14 protein-coding genes and 4 pseudogenes are annotated in these 15,824 nt (G+C 61.6%); 16 read left to right on the top strand and 2 right to left on the bottom strand.

Annotated features, from left to right (window positions below; translation table 11 throughout):
* Positions 1-6 precede the first annotated feature (6 nt).
* From MAXJ12_RS22180 to MAXJ12_RS22190, 3 genes are all read left to right on the top strand, one after another.
* Positions 7-393 carry a RidA family protein gene (locus MAXJ12_RS22180; protein WP_008838237.1) on the top strand — a complete coding sequence of 129 codons (387 nt, stop codon included), beginning with the start codon at positions 7-9 and terminating at the stop codon, positions 391-393.
* Between the two features lie 10 nt (positions 394-403).
* On the top strand, positions 404-1,279 hold the full coding sequence (locus MAXJ12_RS22185; RefSeq protein ID WP_008838238.1) for a beta-keto acid cleavage family enzyme: 876 nt from the start codon (positions 404-406) through the stop codon (positions 1,277-1,279).
* A gap of 160 nt (positions 1,280-1,439) precedes the next feature.
* Positions 1,440-2,630, top strand: coding sequence for an acyl-CoA dehydrogenase (locus tag MAXJ12_RS22190; protein WP_008838239.1), 1,191 nt, complete (start codon positions 1,440-1,442; stop codon positions 2,628-2,630).
* Between the two features lie 32 nt (positions 2,631-2,662).
* Here the strand turns inward: MAXJ12_RS22190 and MAXJ12_RS22195 are convergent, their stop codons facing one another.
* Positions 2,663-3,643 carry a quinone oxidoreductase family protein gene (locus tag MAXJ12_RS22195; RefSeq protein ID WP_008838240.1) on the bottom strand — a complete coding sequence of 327 codons (981 nt, stop codon included), beginning with the start codon at positions 3,641-3,643 and terminating at the stop codon, positions 2,663-2,665.
* Positions 3,644-3,708: 65 nt separating this feature from the next.
* Between MAXJ12_RS22195 and MAXJ12_RS22200 the strand changes: the two genes are divergently transcribed.
* Both MAXJ12_RS22200 and MAXJ12_RS40365 read left to right on the top strand, forming a co-directional pair.
* On the top strand, positions 3,709-4,047 hold the full coding sequence (locus MAXJ12_RS22200) for an ArsR/SmtB family transcription factor (RefSeq protein ID WP_040587337.1): 339 nt from the start codon (positions 3,709-3,711) through the stop codon (positions 4,045-4,047).
* Between the two features lie 96 nt (positions 4,048-4,143).
* A pseudogene (locus MAXJ12_RS40365) lies at positions 4,144-4,269 on the top strand (IS6 family transposase); the annotation flags it as partial.
* 222 nt (positions 4,270-4,491) lie between these two features.
* Here MAXJ12_RS40365 and MAXJ12_RS22205 read toward each other — a convergent pair.
* Entirely contained in the window at positions 4,492-5,160 is a 669-nt protein-coding gene (locus tag MAXJ12_RS22205; RefSeq protein WP_008838242.1) for a GntR family transcriptional regulator, read from the bottom strand.
* Between the two features lie 119 nt (positions 5,161-5,279).
* On the opposite strand from MAXJ12_RS22205, the gene MAXJ12_RS22210 reads away from it, so the two are divergent.
* The 11 genes and pseudogenes from MAXJ12_RS22210 to MAXJ12_RS22255 all read left to right on the top strand — a co-directional run bounded on the left by MAXJ12_RS22210 (position 5,280) and on the right by MAXJ12_RS22255 (position 15,817).
* The gene (locus MAXJ12_RS22210; protein WP_008838243.1) at positions 5,280-5,687 is read left to right on the top strand and encodes a cobalamin B12-binding domain-containing protein; all 408 of its coding nucleotides are present in this window, start codon (positions 5,280-5,282) and stop codon (positions 5,685-5,687) included.
* Positions 5,687-7,132, top strand: a complete 1,446-nt coding sequence (locus MAXJ12_RS22215) for a phenylacetate--CoA ligase family protein (protein WP_008838244.1) — start codon at positions 5,687-5,689, stop codon at positions 7,130-7,132. Before MAXJ12_RS22210 ends, MAXJ12_RS22215 begins: the two co-directional genes overlap by 1 nt.
* A gap of 8 nt (positions 7,133-7,140) precedes the next feature.
* A complete protein-coding gene (gene meaB / locus MAXJ12_RS22220; protein WP_008838245.1) occupies positions 7,141-8,106 on the top strand; it encodes a methylmalonyl Co-A mutase-associated GTPase MeaB in 966 nt (321 codons plus the stop codon).
* Positions 8,099-9,790, top strand: a complete 1,692-nt coding sequence (locus MAXJ12_RS22225; RefSeq protein WP_008838246.1) for a methylmalonyl-CoA mutase family protein — start codon at positions 8,099-8,101, stop codon at positions 9,788-9,790. The genes meaB and MAXJ12_RS22225 overlap by 8 nt, the downstream gene beginning before the upstream one ends.
* A gap of 36 nt (positions 9,791-9,826) precedes the next feature.
* Entirely contained in the window at positions 9,827-10,870 is a 1,044-nt protein-coding gene (locus MAXJ12_RS22230; RefSeq protein ID WP_008838247.1) for a gamma carbonic anhydrase family protein, read from the top strand.
* Positions 10,871-10,926: 56 nt separating this feature from the next.
* Positions 10,927-11,487: an ATP:cob(I)alamin adenosyltransferase gene (locus MAXJ12_RS22235; RefSeq protein WP_008838248.1), complete on the top strand. Its 561-nt coding sequence runs from the start codon at positions 10,927-10,929 to the stop codon at positions 11,485-11,487.
* Between the two features lie 451 nt (positions 11,488-11,938).
* Positions 11,939-12,151, top strand: a pseudogene (locus MAXJ12_RS35465) (SMC-Scp complex subunit ScpB); the annotation flags it as partial.
* Between the two features lie 409 nt (positions 12,152-12,560).
* Positions 12,561-12,686, top strand: a pseudogene (locus MAXJ12_RS40370) (IS110 family RNA-guided transposase); the annotation flags it as partial.
* A pseudogene (locus MAXJ12_RS38450) lies at positions 12,682-12,861 on the top strand (ATP-binding protein); the annotation flags it as partial. The pseudogenes MAXJ12_RS40370 and MAXJ12_RS38450, both read left to right, overlap by 5 nt.
* A 47-nt stretch (positions 12,862-12,908) precedes the next feature.
* A complete protein-coding gene (locus MAXJ12_RS22250) occupies positions 12,909-14,783 on the top strand; it encodes a thiamine pyrophosphate-binding protein (protein WP_244421551.1) in 1,875 nt (624 codons plus the stop codon).
* A 122-nt stretch (positions 14,784-14,905) separates the two neighbouring features.
* Entirely contained in the window at positions 14,906-15,817 is a 912-nt protein-coding gene (locus MAXJ12_RS22255) for an ABC transporter substrate-binding protein (protein WP_157999650.1), read from the top strand.
* Positions 15,818-15,824 lie beyond the last annotated feature (7 nt).

Consider the following 15,824-nt stretch of genomic DNA (forward strand, 5'->3'; position numbering starts at 1 on the left):
CGCCACATGACGAGAGCCAAGGTCCCCGTGAATAACAGCTGGGGGGAGGCCATCGGTTACTCCCGGGCGATCCGTGCCGGGAACATCATTATCGTATCGGGCACCACTGCCACGGGACCTGACGGCTCACTTCATCCGGGTGACGCAGAAGGGCAGACCATCGAGATACTGGACCGCATTGGTGCTGTGCTGCGCGAGCTCGATGCTTCGATCGATGATGTTGTCGAGACGCGTATTTTCCTGCGCAATATGAGCGATTGGGAAGCGGTTGGGAAAGCCCACGGCGCTGTCTTCGATAAGATCCGCCCGTCAACGACGATGGTGCAGGCGGGAGCACTCATCGACGATAGCCTTCTCGTGGAAATCGCCGCCACAGCCATCCTCGCGGACTAAGGGAGGTCGTATGTCTAAGGGCACCATCATCACTTGCGCCGTGACCGGAAGCCTCACGAGGCCGGAGGACAATGGCAATTTGCCGGTAACGCCTGAACAGATTGCGGTTTCAGCTCTCGAGGCTGCTGACGCTGGCGCGGCCATTCTGCACCTGCACGTCCGCCATCCCGATGGTCGGCCGTCCATGGAACTCGACCATTACCGAGAACTCGTTCGACTAATCCGCGTCAAGAACACGGAGGTAATCCTTAACATTACGACTGGCCCTGGTGGCCGATTTCAGCCCGGTGAGGAAGACCCCAAGATTGCAGGCCCGCGTACGAATTTTGTCACCGCTGAACGTCGCGTCGAACATATCCGGGATTTGCGGCCCGATGTCTGCACGCTCGACCTCAATACGATGACATTCGGCAGCGAGATCGTGATCAATACCCCGCCCTACGTCAAGAAAATGGCCGAGATCATCTATGACTGCGGGGTGCGACCCGAATTCGAGCTTTTCGACAGCGGGGACATCAGCCTGCTCAATGACTTTCTCGCAAGCGGCGTGTTTCGCGGGCCGCCACTCGCAAGCCTTGTGCTAGGCGTAAAATACGGCTTCACGACCACACCCGAGACCATGATGTTCGCCCGCAACATGCTGCCGCAGGACGCAATTTGGACCGGTTTTGGCATTGGCCGTGCCGCTTATCCCATGCTGCTACAATCTTACCTGCTGGGTGGCCACGTCCGCATCGGCATGGAAGACACCGTCCGAATGTCTCGAACCGAACTCGTGAAGAGCAATGCCGAACTCGTAGACAAAGCGAAGTGGCTCCTGGAAAGTGTTGGTGCGACGATCGCAAGCCCAGAGTGGGCAAGGTCTAAGCTTAGATTGGATAGTTAGCTCCGCTTTCAGATTGCGCCGTACGTAATCTAGGAGAGGCCGGGTAGTGCGAGGGAACGACATACCCGCCGCTTAGCAAACAAGATTTAGAAGCGGTGTGAAGGACTGCCTTCCAAACAATGCCGCTGGACAAAATGCATTGGTTGAGGAGATCGAAACCATGGCCGCCGACAAGAACGCGTTCGTCTGGGAGGATCCCTTCCTTATCGAGAACCAGCTTTCGGAAGATGAGCGCATGGTGCGTGATGGCGCCGCGGCGTTTGCCGCCGATAAGCTCGCGCCGAAGATCGAGGAAGCCTATCTCGAGGAAAAGACCGATGCTGGGATCTTTCGCGAAATGGGCGAAGCCGGCCTGCTCGGCCTCACCATCCCCGAGGAATATGGTGGGCTTGGCGCCAACTATGTCACCTATGGGCTGGTGGCGCGGGAAGTCGAGCGCGTCGACTCTGGCTACCGCTCGATGATGAGCGTGCAGTCCTCGCTGGTGATGTTTCCGATCCATGCCTATGGCTCGGAAGAGAAGCGCAAAAAGTATCTGCCGAAGCTCGCCAGTGGCGAATGGATCGGCTGCTTCGGGCTGACCGAACCGGATGCAGGCTCCGATCCGGGCGGCATGAAGACGCGCGCCGAGAAGACCGCCAACGGCTACCGGATTTCCGGCTCAAAAATGTGGATTTCCAATGCGCCGATCGCCGACGTGTTCGTCGTCTGGGCGAAATCGGCGGCGCACGGCAATGAGATCCGTGGTTTCGTGCTGGAAAGGGACGTGAAAGGTCTGTCGGCGCCGAAGATCGGCGGCAAGCTGAGCCTGCGCGCGTCGATCACAGGAGAGGTCGTCATGGAAGGCGTCGAGGTCGGCGAAGACGCGCTTTTGCCCAATGTGTCGGGCCTGAAAGGGCCGTTCGGTTGCCTTAACCGGGCGCGATACGGCATTTCCTGGGGCGCGATGGGTGCGGCGGAGGATTGCTGGCACCGGGCCCGCCAATATGGCCTCGATAGAAAGCAGTTCAGCAAGCCGCTGGCCGGCACGCAGCTGTTCCAGAAGAAGCTCGCCGACATGCAGACCGAGATCGCGCTCGGCCTGCAAGCCAGCCTGCGGGTCGGGCGGTTGATGGACGAAGGCAAGATGGCGCCTGAGATGATCTCGATCGTCAAGCGCAACAATTGCGGCAAGGCGCTCGACATCGCCCGCCAGGCCCGCGACATGCATGGCGGCAACGGCATCCAGATCGGCTATCACATCATGCGCCACGCGCAGAACCTGGAAACCGTCAACACCTATGAAGGTACGCATGACGTGCATGCGCTGATCCTCGGCCGGGCACAGACGGGTTTTCAGGCCTTCTTTTAGGCGGCCACAAGGCTTTGCTGGGATGAAAATGACTATGGGATTGTCACAATCGCTCCACTTGCGCGCCGTTCTTCGGCAGCGCGGTGTGCCTCGGCGATATCTTCCAGTGCAAAGCGCTGCCCGATCTCGAGCGAAACATGCCCCTTCGCAACCGCATTGAACAGATCGGCCGCATTCGACCGGAACCGGTTGAGATCGGCATTGTGCGGAAAAACGGACGGGCGGGTCAGGAACAGACAGCCCTTCTTGTTCAACAATTCGGGATCGATCGCCGGCGCCTTTCCCGAGGACGCGCCGTAGATCACCACGAGTCCGAAGGGCGCTGCGCAGTCGAGTGACTTAAGCAGCGTGTCCTTGCCAACGGCATCATAGACGACGCGCGCCCTTTCGCCCTCCGTCGTCTTGAGAAAAGCATCCGGCCAATCCTGCTGGCTCGTGTCCACGACCGCGATACAGCCGGCGTCGAGAGCCGCCTGGCGCTTCTGAGGCGAGCCTGTGCCACCGACCACGCGCGCACCAAGTGCGGTAGCCCAGCGTGTCAGGATCTGCCCGACGCCACCGGCTGCGGAATGCACGAAAATGAGGTCGCCCCGCTGAACTGCATGGGTGTGGCGCAGGAGGTATTGCGCAGTCATGCCTTTGAACAGGACTGTGGCAGCCGTTTCGTCGTCGATGTCATCGGGCACCTGCACGAGCTTGTCTGCCGGAACATTGCGCCGGTCGGCATAGGCGCCGACACCGGCATTCATATAGGCAACCCGCTGGCCTGGCTTGATATCATCAACCCCTTCGCCAACCGCTTCCACGATACCCGCCGCTTCGAAGCCGAGGCCCGTGGGCAGAGGAAGCGGATAAATGCCTTTGCGTTGATAGATGTCGATAAAATTGAAGCCGATCGCCGTCTGGCGGACCTGCGCCTCACCTTCAGCCGGGTCGGAAATGCCTTCCTGCACGATCTTGAGAACTGACGGACCGCCGAACTCCGTTATTTCTACCACGCGTCTGTTCGTCATGTCCGTTGTCTCTCACTCATTCGCACGATAGGTATGACAAGAACCATACCTTGGACGAGGAGGCAATGGCAGAGTTTCTTCCCGAGCCACGGCCTGACGAAATGGATCTGCTGACAGTCCTGTTCGCTTTGGCCGATCCGCATCGCTTACATATTGCACTTGCGCTTGCGAGATCGCCAGATGCAGTCCTTCCCTGTACCGCGTTCGACCTTCCCGTCACCAAGGCGACGCGCACATATCATTTCAGGATTCTGCGCCAGGCAGGTATCATTCGCCAATACGACCATGGTAACGGGCGCTCAAATCAATTGCGGCTCGCGGACTTGAGACAACGCTTTCCCGGCCTCCTAACGATACTGCTTGCAGAACAGCTGACGTTAAAGCCGGCGAGTCCACTTAAGTAGCGATTGGAAGTGCCGAAAGCCGCCTGAGGGATCGGTCGCGGCGAGCATTGAAGGCTATTCGCAGCCGCAAGAGCCAATATCATAACTACCGGATCCGAACGGAATCATCGACGAAGCAAGCGGCGGGTGCGTCCGATGTTGGGCTTCACGTCGTTTCCATCAGCGGCAGCCACCTTGGCCGGCATTGAAATGTTGCACATGATGCGCAAGCAGCAAGGGCGCTTACTTTGAACCGGGACCCGTCGCTCAAGGAGCAATTTCAGGGCAATCGCCGCATGAATTGCGTCCATACGGAAGTTGCCTCTTGCCTTCTCAAAATTTGCAACACAACCACAGGGCCTGAAGTCGCTTTCGGCCGCACAAGTGCGACGGGTATTGGCCCACAATGCAATGAAGTTCTTCGCGATCGCCGGCTGCACATGGCGCCCAGCATTCCGCAACTCTCTACAGGGAGGACACGGCGGGGGCGGTGCCGCTCGCGACACGTCGCGGCGCATTGACGATGTGCTGCCGCATGAGGTCGGCAGCCACGCTGGCGCTGCCTTCCGACATCGCCTTGAAGATTGCTTTGTGTTCCTTCCACACCTGGAGCGTCATGCCAGGAAACCTCAGAACCTCTCCCATCGAACGGCGCAAATGGCCCCAGTTCAACTGCATCATGTCGGTGATGATCTCGTTGCCGCTGAGTTCATAGATCAATGTGTGGAAATCGATATCGGCCTGAAGCACGCCTCTGGCGTCGTTGGCATGCATCAGTCTTGTACCGCGAGCGACGATCTCGCGGCCGCGTGTGATGGAACCAGGCGAAAGCCGCGGTGTCGCCAATTCCACGGCCAGCGGTTCAATGGCGCCGCGCACCTGGTAAATCGATTCGAACAGTTTCGCGTCCACAGGCGCCACTTCGACTCCGCGGCGCCCCGTATCTATCACGAAGCGCTGGGCTCTCAACATGGCGATCGCGCTGTTGACAGGCTGACGCGAGACTTTGAGACGCTCGGCGATCTCATCCTGCCCGAGACGTTGCCCAGGCCGGAACTCGCCGGTGCAGATGGCATCTAGGAGCGCGCCGTATGTCTTGTCGACCAACGATTTGCTCGGACTGATGGCCTCCATGAACGTCTCCATTCTTCATGCCGTCAGAGATAGCAGCAGATTGCGAAAGCGACCACTTCTGGACTCTTTCATGAAATTCGTATACGAAATACGAAATTTAGGAAAGGGGAGGCGATTTCATGGCACAGCCGATTCGGGTCTTGCTGGCCAAGGTCGGGCTCGACGGGCATGACCGCGGCGTGAAAGTGGTGGCGCGTACGCTGCGCGACGCCGGCATGGATGTCGTCTATTCCGGCCTGCATCGCTCGCCTGAGGAGGTGGTTACCGCGGCTGTGCAGGAGGACGTCGATGTGCTCGGTGTCAGCCTTCTCTCCGGCGTGCAAATGACCGTCTTCCCGAAAATATTCGCGCTCCTCAAGGAAAAAGGCGTGGAGGACATGATCGTCGTGGCAGGCGGGGTGATGCCTGACGATGACGTTGTCGAGCTGAAGAAGATGGGCGTCGCCGAGGTCTTGCTTCAGGACACGCCGCCCAATGCGATCGTCGAGACGCTGACCCGCCTGGTGACCGTACGCGGAGCCCGCTGATGGCAACCGAGATGGAGAGCTGGAGCTTTCCTCCGGCCTATGACGACAGCTATTTTCCGCCGGCAGGCCAGCGCCACTGGTTTCCCAAGCGCGAGACGATGCCGCATGCCGATCGCGAGAAGGCGATCCTGGAGCGGCTGAAGCAGGTCTGCGCCTACGCCTATTCGCATGCGCCCTTCTATAAGACAAAATGGGACGAGGCCGGCTTCCACCCCTCGCAGCTGAAGTCGCTGGAAGACTTCGAGAGCAGCGTGCCGGTGGTGACGAAGGCTGAACTGCGCGCCTCGCAGGCGGCCAGCCCGCCCTTCGGTGACTATCTATGCGTACCCGACTCGGAGGTTCACCACGTCCACGGCACAAGCGGCACGACGGGTCGCCCGACCGCCTTCGCGATCGGCTGCAACGACTGGCGTTCGATCTCCAACGCGCATGCCCGCATCATGTGGGGTATGGGGATGCGCCCCGGAGACATCATTTGCGTCGCCGCGATCTTCAGCCTCTATGTAGGCAGCTGGGGCGCGCTGGCCGGAGCGGAGCGGCTCGGCGCTAAGGCGTTCCCGTTCGGGGCGGGTGCGGCCGGCATGAGCGCGCGCTGCGCGCAGTGGCTCGACCTGTTGCGGCCGCAGGCCTTCTACGGCACGCCAACCTACGCGCTGCATCTCGGCCAGACGGCAATCGACAATGGGCTCGACCCGCGTCAGTTCGGGCTCAGGCAGATGTTCTTCTCTGGCGAGCCCGGCGCCTCCATCCCGGCGGTGCGCGGCAGGATTGAGGAGCTGTTCGGCGCAAAGGTGTTCGACAGCGGATCGATGGGTGAGATGACGCCCTGGATGAACGTCGCAGGCTCTGCCGAGACCGAAGGCATGCTGTGTTGGCAGGACGTCGTCTATACCGAGGTGTGCGACCCGAACGGATTCTGCCGTGTGCCCTACGGCCAGCGGGGCACGCCGGTCTACACACATCTGGAGCGGACCTCCCAACCGATGATCCGGCTGCTGTCCGGCGACCTGACGATGTGGGAGTTCGCCCCCAATCCGTGCGGGCGCACCTATCCGCGACTGCCCATGGGCATCATCGGCCGCATCGACGACATGTTCACCATCCGTGGCGAGAACGTCTATCCGAGTGAGATTGACGCCGTGCTCAACGAGACGCCGGGCTATGGCGGCGAGCACCGCATCGTCATCACGCGCGACGGCGTGATGGATGAACTGGCGGTGAAGGTCGAGGCCGAGGACACGCTGTGGCGCGAGGGGCCTGCGCGCATCGCCGCCTTCCGTGGCACGGTGGCGGCAGGCCTGCAGAAGCTGCTCGGCCTGCGCGCCGTGGTCGAGATCGTGGCTCAGAACTCGATCGAGCGGACCGACTTCAAGGCGCGCCGGGTGATCGACGACCGCGAGGTGCTGCGCGACATGCGCGCCCGCCTCGAAGGCGCGTCGTCGTAGGGCGGTCGATGGCGTACACTCCTTCCGCGGAACTCGTCGGCCGCGTCGAGAAGGGCGAAACCTTCGCGGTTGCCCGGCTCATTTCGCGCGCCGAGGCCGGCGTGCCGGAGGCGCGCGCGGCGATCGGCGAGATCTACCGCAAGGCGGGCCGCGCGCATGTCGTCGGCATCACCGGCGTACCAGGCTCCGGCAAGTCGACGCTCGTTGGCGTGCTGGTCAAGAAATTGCGAGCGACCGGCGCCACCATCGCCGTGGTGGCGATCGATCCGTCCAGTCCCTATTCCGGCGGTTCGATCCTGGGAGACCGCATCCGCATGGCCGACGTGGCGCTTGATCCTGGCGTGTTCATCCGCTCGATGGCGACACGCGGCGCAGTGGGCGGCATGGCGCATGCGGCGCTCGACGTGGTCGACATCCTCGACGTCGCCGGCTTCGACTGGATCGTGCTGGAGACAGTCGGCGTTGGCCAGGACGAGGTCGAGATCGCCCATGCTTCGCACACCACCGTGGTGGTGTCGGCGCCGGGGCTCGGCGACGAGGTGCAGGCGATCAAGGCCGGCATCCTGGAGATCGCCGACATCCACGTCGTCTCCAAATGCGACCGCAGCGACGCCAACCGCACGCTGACGGACCTGAAGATGATGCTGAAGGAAGCCATGCCGGGCGACAGCGGCTGGCGCCCGCCGGTCGTCGGCGTCTCGGCGCTGAACGACCAGGGGCTCGATACGCTGCTGGAAGCCGCCGCAAGGCACCGCAAGGCGCTCGACGGCCCAGCCGGCGAGCGCCGGCGCCGCCACATTGCCGCCTTCCGGCTGGCGAAGACCGCCGAAACTCTGGTTCTGGAGCGGCTGAAGCCGCTTATGGCCACCTGCTCGGCCGACGCGGCGCAGAAATTATCCGCACGCCACAGCGATCCCTATTCCGAGGCGAATCGGCTGGTCGGCGAGTTCACGGGAGAGAACGACCATGACTGATACGATCGATCGCATCTCCACCGAAGCGCTGGAAAAGCAGGTCCGCGAGTGGGAGGAGGGCGAGGTCGCCGCTTTCGTCAAGCGCGCGCCGGAGCGCAAGGAGCAGTTCTTCACGCTGGGCGACATTCCGGTGAAGCGCACCTACATCGCCGCCGACATCGCCGGCACGCCGGCCGAGGATATCGGCCTGCCCGGCCGCTACCCCTTCACGCGCGGTCCGTACCCGACCATGTATCGCGGCCGCAACTGGACGATGCGCCAGATCGCCGGCTTCGGCACCGGCGAGGATACCAACCGCCGCTTCAAGTTCCTGATCGAGCAGGGCCAGACCGGCATATCGACCGACTTCGACATGCCAACCCTGATGGGCTACGACAGCGACCATCCGATGTCGGACGGGGAGGTCGGCCGCGAGGGCGTGGCCATCGACACGCTGGCAGACATGGAAGCGCTACTTGCCGACATCGACCTGGAAAAGATCTCCGTGTCGCTGACCATCAACCCGACCGCCTGGATCCTGTTTGCGATGTATGTCGCGCTCGCCGAGAAGCGCGGCTACGATCTGAACAAGCTGTCGGGCACCGTGCAGGCCGACATCCTCAAGGAGTTCATGGCGCAGAAGGAATACATCTTTCCGATCGCGCCATCGGTGCGCATTGTGCGCGACCTGATCGCCTATTCGACCAGGCACATGAAGCGCTACAACCCGATCAACATCTCGGGCTACCACATCTCGGAAGCCGGCTCCTCGCCGCTGCACGAGGCGGCCTTCGCGCTCGCCAACCTCATTGTCTATGTCGAAGAAGTGACGAAGCTCGGTATCGACGTCGACGATTTCGCGCCGCGGCTCGCCTTCTTCTTCGTCAGCCAGGCCGACTTCTTCGAGGAAGTGGCAAAGTTCCGCGCGCTACGCCGCTGCTACGCCAAGATCATGAAGGAGCGCTTCGGAGCCAGGCAGCCGGAATCGATGCGCCTGCGCTTCCACTGTCAGACGGCCGCCGCCTCGCTCACCAAGCCGCAATACATGGTGAATGTGGTGCGGACCGCCATGCAGGCGCTGTCGGCCGTTCTGGGCGGTACGCAGTCGCTGCACACCAACGGCTTCGACGAGGCATTTGCGATCCCGACTGAGGAGGCGATGCAGCTGGCACTGCGTACGCAGCAGGTGATTGCGGACGAGACCAACGTCACCCAGGTGGTCGATCCGCTCGGCGGATCCTACTATGTCGAGGCGCTGACCAACGAATACGAGAAGCGCATCTTCGAGACCCTTGACGAAATCGATGAGCGTGGTGGCACGATCAAGCTGATCGAGGAAGGCTGGTTCCAGAGGCACATCGGCGATTTCGCTTACGAGACGGCGCTGCGCAAGCAGTCGGGCGAGAAGCCCGTGATCGGCGTCAACCGCTACCGGCTGGAGGGCGCGGAGGAGAAGTTACACGTGCATCCCTACGACCCGACAACGGCCGAACGCCAGATCTCGCGCACGCGGCGCGTTCGTGCCGCGCGTGACGAGGCCAAGGTGCAGAGCCTGCTCGACAAGCTGGTCGCCACGGCCAGGGAGCAGGACGAGAACATCATCCCCGTTACCATCGAGCTGGTGCGCGAGGGCGCCACGATGGGCGACATCGTCGAGAAGCTCAAAACAGTGTGGGGCGTCTATCGAGAAACCCCGGTATTTTGAAATGCAGACCATCACGCACAGCTGGAGTTGCAGGGCATGATGACCGGGCAAAAGCTATTCGTCCTTCCCTATGACGGGATCGCACCGCAATTGGCATCGGCCCCGGTGTATACAGGTGCGCATGCCTCTGTCCTCGGCCGCGCCACGATCGGGCGAGACGCATGGCTCGGCATACATTCGGTGATCCGGGCCGACGGACACGACGTCACCATTGGCAACCAGTTCCGCCTGGGCGCCCGTGCGACCGTCCATATCGCACATGATGTCTTTCCAACCCATATCGGCAACGGTGTGACGGCAGGCGCCAATTCGATCATCCATGCCTGTGACGTCGGCGACCGCTGCCATATCGGACGCGACGTCATCATCCTCGACGGCTCAAAGGTACCGGACGATGTCGCGCTTGCCGATGGCGCAATCGTCTTCCCCCGCTCCATTCTCGAAAGCGGATGGGTGTATCAGGGCCAGCCCGCAAAGCCCGTCAGAAGGCTTGAGACGGGCGAACTGGACGCACTGCATGCCCGTAGCCACCGTGAACCGGACGAAATGGCAGCATCACTCCAGCTGAATGGATCCATTGACACTGCCGGCCCTCTTTTTCGAGCGGCAACGGCAAGCACGAGCGGGCGTATCGTCGCCGGCGCAGATGTCGGCATCTGGTTCAGCTGTGACCTTGATGCCGGGCGGCATGAAATATCGGTCGGCGAGCGCACTAACATCCAGGACAACACCATCATCCGCTGCGTCGAACAGCCGGTGACGATCGGATGGGAATCCACAATCGGTCACAACGTGCGGATGAATGACTGCGTCGTCGGAAGCCGAAGCCTCGTCGGCATGGGCGCGATCCTGGCGGAAGGAACCGTGGTTGAAGACGACGTCTTGCTTGCTGCCGGTGCACATACCATCAAGGGTCAGAGGATCGCGAGCGGCTGGCTGTATGGAGGAGACCCTGCGAAGAAGCTGTCACCCCTCGATGACCGCAAACGCGGCGTCATCGCCGCCATATGGCCTATGTACTGCATGTACGCACGCAAGTTCGACGACCAGCAGCGGGAACAACACTCACAAGGCAACTGAATGGTTCCCGGTGCCGGCACCCCAAGAAACGAAAACCAGATCGTGAGGAGGACAGCATGGCAAACCGCATCGGAACTCGGCCTGGGGACGCGGGCCAGACACGGCTGGCCTCGGGCTTGCTCGTAGACAAGGATAGTCCAACGATCGAAACGCTCGGCGTCCTGGACGAGTTGAATGCGTCCATAGCAGTGGTGCAGGCCGTCTCAGCCTTCCCGGAGCAACACGCAATTCTCGCGCGAGTTCGGGCCGTCATCCAGGAGATCGGCAACCTCATCGCCGCAGGTCGGTCAGCTGTCTTGTCGCCGAAAGAGGTCGAAGAGCTCGAAGTGCAAATTCGGAATGTCAGAGTGACTTCGGAATCTCAGCCGCATGCCGTTCCACCGGTCGGTAGTTTGTCGGCAGCGTTCTCCGAGGTAGCCAGGGCGCAATGCAGGCGAGCTGAACGTCGTCTGCTTACGCTGAGCGAGCTGCCTTTCAGCGCCCCCGGCCTCGGCGATTATCCGATCGACAGGCCACAGTTTCAGCACGCACTCCGGTATCTCAATCGACTTTCAGACTTTCTCGCCCTGACTGCGACAGTTGCCGACGCTTCCGGTGGAGAGTTGTCGAAACACTGACCACAGTTGCGTCAAGACGACGGTGAAAGACTTGCTTGCAGCAAAGGAAGATTTGGGCCGCCTCAACGCGACGCAGCACACCGGGCTTCGTCGCCAGATCACACCGCTGATCGCCCGCTCACCAAGCTCGTCGGAATCACTTCCTCGGTGCTGCCATGACTCTCATCCTTCCGTGGAATGTGAGCCTCCATCAGACCCCGGCACGCGATACGCTGGCATCACTTCCAGTCGTTCACCAGTTCGATGAATCCGAAACCAGTGTCCTGCTCCCCCGGTAGGTTCCGGAGATGGCGCTTGCCGCCTCATAGTTGCGCGAGCCGAGGGTCGGTGAGAGCCTGAGCTCATCTCGAAGCCAGATGATCCCATATCAACATGCATTTGACGGACCCCACCTGTCATGAGCGACCGCGGCCTGCGCCGCCTGTTGCGCTGCAGCTGTTCTTGCCAAGGTCAGTTCCGCCGCGACCTGATCGGGCATCTGCGCGGCGCCGGCTTCATCGCCTCCGGGCCGCGCAGCCCCACGCCCGGTGCGCCCTACACCTACGTCACCACAAAAGAGTTCCTGCTGGAGTTCGGCTTCGACACGCTGCGTGATTTGCCGGATTTCGAGGCGCTGGAGGATGCCGGGCTGCTGCACCGCCCCAACCTTGCCAAGGCAGACCTCCGCGACCATCCGGTCGAACCCGGCGCGTGCGACCGCTGGCGGCAGAGCGGCCGAGATCGTCGTCGATCGTGTCGATGCGAGACCAGCCAAGCGCCGTCAGACGGTCGCGCATGGCATATTAAGTCTGCCGCTCTCGCAGTGCAGGATCTGATAGGCGGACAACTGGCGCACAACAGGATTGCCTTCCGCTCCAGATGATGCGACCTGATCTTCTCATGCATCATGACGCGCCTCCCTCTCTCCGGGAGAGTGCTCGTCGTCGACGTGGTCGAGGATCAGGCTTACCATCAGCTTTGTCACTGATCGACTCGTCTCGGCGGGCAGCGCCTGCCATCGCGGCGTCTGCGCGAAACCGTAGTCGTCGTGTTGCCCGCCGCTCCCATCGTCAACACTCTGACAGCAGGCGCGCATGCGACGCGTTATCGGAATGGATATCCACCGGACCTTCGGGGAGGTTGTTTTCTAGGAAGAGGGCAAGCTTCGTCATGGCGGGCGTGTCGACATGACCCGGACGGCACTGGAAGGCTTGTGCAAAGATGACGATCGCATTTCTCGACCGCCTGACCCAACACTGCCACATCCTCGAGACCGGAAACGACAGCTTCCGAGTCACGAATCTCTCGGCCCACACGGCCAAGACCAGGGGGGCGGAAAACAGGAACTTGACCGCCGCATCCGACCTGAGAGGGAGGCGGGTCAGTTCTCGGTGAGAATGCCGAGTCGGTCTCAGCGAAAATCAACAGATGAAGCACAAAGATTGAGGAAGGAGCTGAAAAATCGAAAGCAGGCAAGGGATCCCAGCGAAACAATTTTGTACAATTGTCCCCGAGGTAAGCGGGACAGTATCGGGATGGATGAATGGGAGTTCGCCTTGAGCGTGACGACAAAAGTGGCTTCGGCCGAGAACGCTCCACAGTGGGGGAGCGATCTGATCGCAGACACGCTCCGCACGATCGGGTTCAGGTATATCAGCATGACCCCGGGGGCGAGCTTTCGCGGGTTGCACGACAGTATCGTCAATCATTTGCGGAACACGGATCCGCAAATGCTTACATGCATCCACGAGGAAAGTGCCGTTGCCCTCGCCCACGGCTACGCGAAGGTGACCGGCGAGCCGATGGCCGTAGCGCTTCACGCCAATGTCGGCCTGATGCATGCGACGATGGCGATTTTCAACGCATGGTGCGACAGGGTTCCGATGGTTCTGCTGGGTGCGACGGGTCCAATGGACGCGACGAGGCGGCGACCGTGGGTCGACTGGATCCATACCGGCCGTGACATGGGAAGCCTGATCCGGGGATACACGAAGTGGGACGACCAGCCATGCTCGCCGAGCGCGGGCGTGGAGTCACTGCTTCGGGCCAATCAGATTGCAAGGACCGCCCCTTGCGGCCCGACCTATGTCTGCCTGGATGCAGGCGACCAGGAATCGGAACTGACGGGGGTGCCCGACCCGGTAGAGTTGCGCCGGTTTCAGCCACCTCGTCCGGGCATCCCGTCGGCCGAAATTGCCGAAGAAGCCGCCAGACGGCTGCTTGATGCGAAACGCCCGGTCATTCTGGCGGGGCGCTCGTTGCGTAGTCAGGCGGCTTGGGACGCAAGGGTGCGCCTCGCGGAATCATTGAATGCCCGCGTCGTCACGGACCTGCGTACCGGTGCCTGCTTCCCGACCGTGCATCCGCTGAACCCCTACCGGCCGGGGATCTATATCGGACAGGATGCAATCGACGATATCGGTAGGGCGGACGTGGCACTGAGCCTCGACTGGATCGATCTGGCTGGAACGTTGCGGCAATCCGGGGCGACGTCGGCGCATGTGATCCACTTCTCGCCGGACCAGTATGGCCACAACGGCTGGAGCTTCGACCACCTCGGGGTCCCCGAAGTGGATCTGTTCTCTCTGACGACCAGCGATAATGCGGTATCCGTCCTCAACGAGGCGGTCCAGAGCCTCGGCATGGCTTCCAGGTCCGAGTGGCGAGCGGAGGAAGCGCCGCCGTCAAGTCCGCCGACCGGCGAGGACATGCCGCTTTCGATCAGGCAATTCGCGACCACGACCAGCAGCGCTCTGGAGGAGTTTCGTCCCACCTACATTCGCCTGCCTATCGGTTGGCCGGGAGAGTGCTGCAGTTTCGAGGGTCCGCTGGATTACCTCGGTTACGACGGCGGCGGAGGCATCGGGTCCGGCCCGGGCATGGCGGTTGGCGCGGCACTCGGGCTCAGGGGGACCGACCGGCTTCCGGTTGCCATTATCGGGGACGGCGATTTCCTCATGGGCGCGACCGCGATCTGGACCGCCGTGCGCTATCGGGTACCTCTGCTCGTGATCGTCGCCAACAACGCATCCTTCTTTAATGACGAGATCCACCAGGAGAAGGTGGCGATAGAGCGCGGGCGGCCGGTCGAGAACCGTTCCATCGGGATCAGCCTTGACGGACCGGTCTGCGACGTGGCGGCCATTGCCCGTGCGCAGGGTGCCGAAGCGTCCGGTCCCATCGAGAGCGCTTCGCAACTGGAGGGTGAGGTTCGAAAGGGTGCAGCGCACGTTCGAAGCGGAGGCGTGTTCGTCATCGACGCCCGGGTGGCGCCGAACTACGGAAAACAGGTTCTCCGGGGGTTGCTGAAGCCCTGACCCCGGGTTCGTACAAGCAGGGCAAATCATGGGAGGAAATCATGAAACGACCCGCAGCACTCATTCCGATCTGGGCGGCCGCATTCGTTGTCGGCGCGGCTTGGGCAACCGTGGCTGGCTCCGTGGAAATCGCGGCATCGCAGTATGGCGTCGCCACGGGCACCTATCCCTATGCACTGGCAAAGGCCAAGGGACTGTTCGAGAAGCATGGCGTGAACGTCGAGGGTATCCGCAGCGGCCGCGGATCCACGCCGACGATCCGTGAAATGGTGGCTGGTGAACTTCCGTTCGCCGACGCAGGCATAACGGGTGTTCTCCAAGCACGCGCGTCCGGTGCCGACGTCGTGCCCGTCGGTTGTGCGGTGGACACGTTCGCAGAAGTGATCTGGGTCACGAAGCCGGATTCGCCCATCAACGACATGGCCGACATCAAGGGCAAGCGGGTCGGCTATACCTCGCCGAAGTCCGCCACCAACATGATGGCGGTGATGCTCGTCGACAAAGCCGGATTGCCTCAGGATGAGGTGGAACTGGTCTCCGTGGGTGGGTTCAACGAACTTCTCACCGCACTGAACGCCGGCGGAGTCGACGTCATTCCGATGGTCGAACCGACCTTCACCATGGAAGGCGACAAGTACAAGGTACTCGCCAGGGGCAACGAGACGTTTCCCCCGATCAGCAACACCATGCTTCTGAGTTCCAGGAAGGCCATCGAAGAGCAGCCGGACGCGGTGCGGGGTATCATTGCGGCGCGGCGCGAGGCTGTCGAGTTCATCCGCAGCAATCCGGAAGAAGCGGGTGAACTGATCGCCAAGGAACTCGAACTCGATCCGGAAGTCATCAAGAAGGTCGTCAAGAATCTGCTCGAATTCGGTTCGGTGGATGGAATCGAATATTGGGGCCTCGGTGACTGCTACGACTTCAAGACCGTGAACAACATGTTGGAGGGAGCTCGCACCGTGGGAATGATCGACGGTGATTTCGACGTGAAATCAATCGTGGATCTGAGCCTTCTTCCGGAGGACCTTCAATAAGAAGTCG

It is taken from the genome of Mesorhizobium alhagi CCNWXJ12-2, assembly GCF_000236565.1.
Taxonomy (GTDB): domain Bacteria; phylum Pseudomonadota; class Alphaproteobacteria; order Rhizobiales; family Rhizobiaceae; genus Allomesorhizobium; species Allomesorhizobium alhagi.

What these genes read in the sequence shown, in the direction of transcription:
- MAXJ12_RS22180 (WP_008838237.1), top strand. Translation starts at nt 7, where the DNA reads ATGACGAGAGCCAAGGTCCCCGTGAATAACAGCTGGGGGGAGGCCATC.
- MAXJ12_RS22185 (WP_008838238.1), top strand. Translation starts at nt 404, where the DNA reads ATGTCTAAGGGCACCATCATCACTTGCGCCGTGACCGGAAGCCTCACG.
- MAXJ12_RS22190 (WP_008838239.1), top strand. Translation starts at nt 1,440, where the DNA reads ATGGCCGCCGACAAGAACGCGTTCGTCTGGGAGGATCCCTTCCTTATC.
- MAXJ12_RS22195 (WP_008838240.1), bottom strand. Translation starts at nt 3,643, where the DNA reads ATGACGAACAGACGCGTGGTAGAAATAACGGAGTTCGGCGGTCCGTCA.
- MAXJ12_RS22200 (WP_040587337.1), top strand. Translation starts at nt 3,709, where the DNA reads ATGGCAGAGTTTCTTCCCGAGCCACGGCCTGACGAAATGGATCTGCTG.
- MAXJ12_RS22205 (WP_008838242.1), bottom strand. Translation starts at nt 5,160, where the DNA reads ATGGAGGCCATCAGTCCGAGCAAATCGTTGGTCGACAAGACATACGGC.
- MAXJ12_RS22210 (WP_008838243.1), top strand. Translation starts at nt 5,280, where the DNA reads ATGGCACAGCCGATTCGGGTCTTGCTGGCCAAGGTCGGGCTCGACGGG.
- MAXJ12_RS22215 (WP_008838244.1), top strand. Translation starts at nt 5,687, where the DNA reads ATGGCAACCGAGATGGAGAGCTGGAGCTTTCCTCCGGCCTATGACGAC.
- meaB (WP_008838245.1), top strand. Translation starts at nt 7,141, where the DNA reads ATGGCGTACACTCCTTCCGCGGAACTCGTCGGCCGCGTCGAGAAGGGC.
- MAXJ12_RS22225 (WP_008838246.1), top strand. Translation starts at nt 8,099, where the DNA reads ATGACTGATACGATCGATCGCATCTCCACCGAAGCGCTGGAAAAGCAG.
- MAXJ12_RS22230 (WP_008838247.1), top strand. Translation starts at nt 9,827, where the DNA reads ATGATGACCGGGCAAAAGCTATTCGTCCTTCCCTATGACGGGATCGCA.
- MAXJ12_RS22235 (WP_008838248.1), top strand. Translation starts at nt 10,927, where the DNA reads ATGGCAAACCGCATCGGAACTCGGCCTGGGGACGCGGGCCAGACACGG.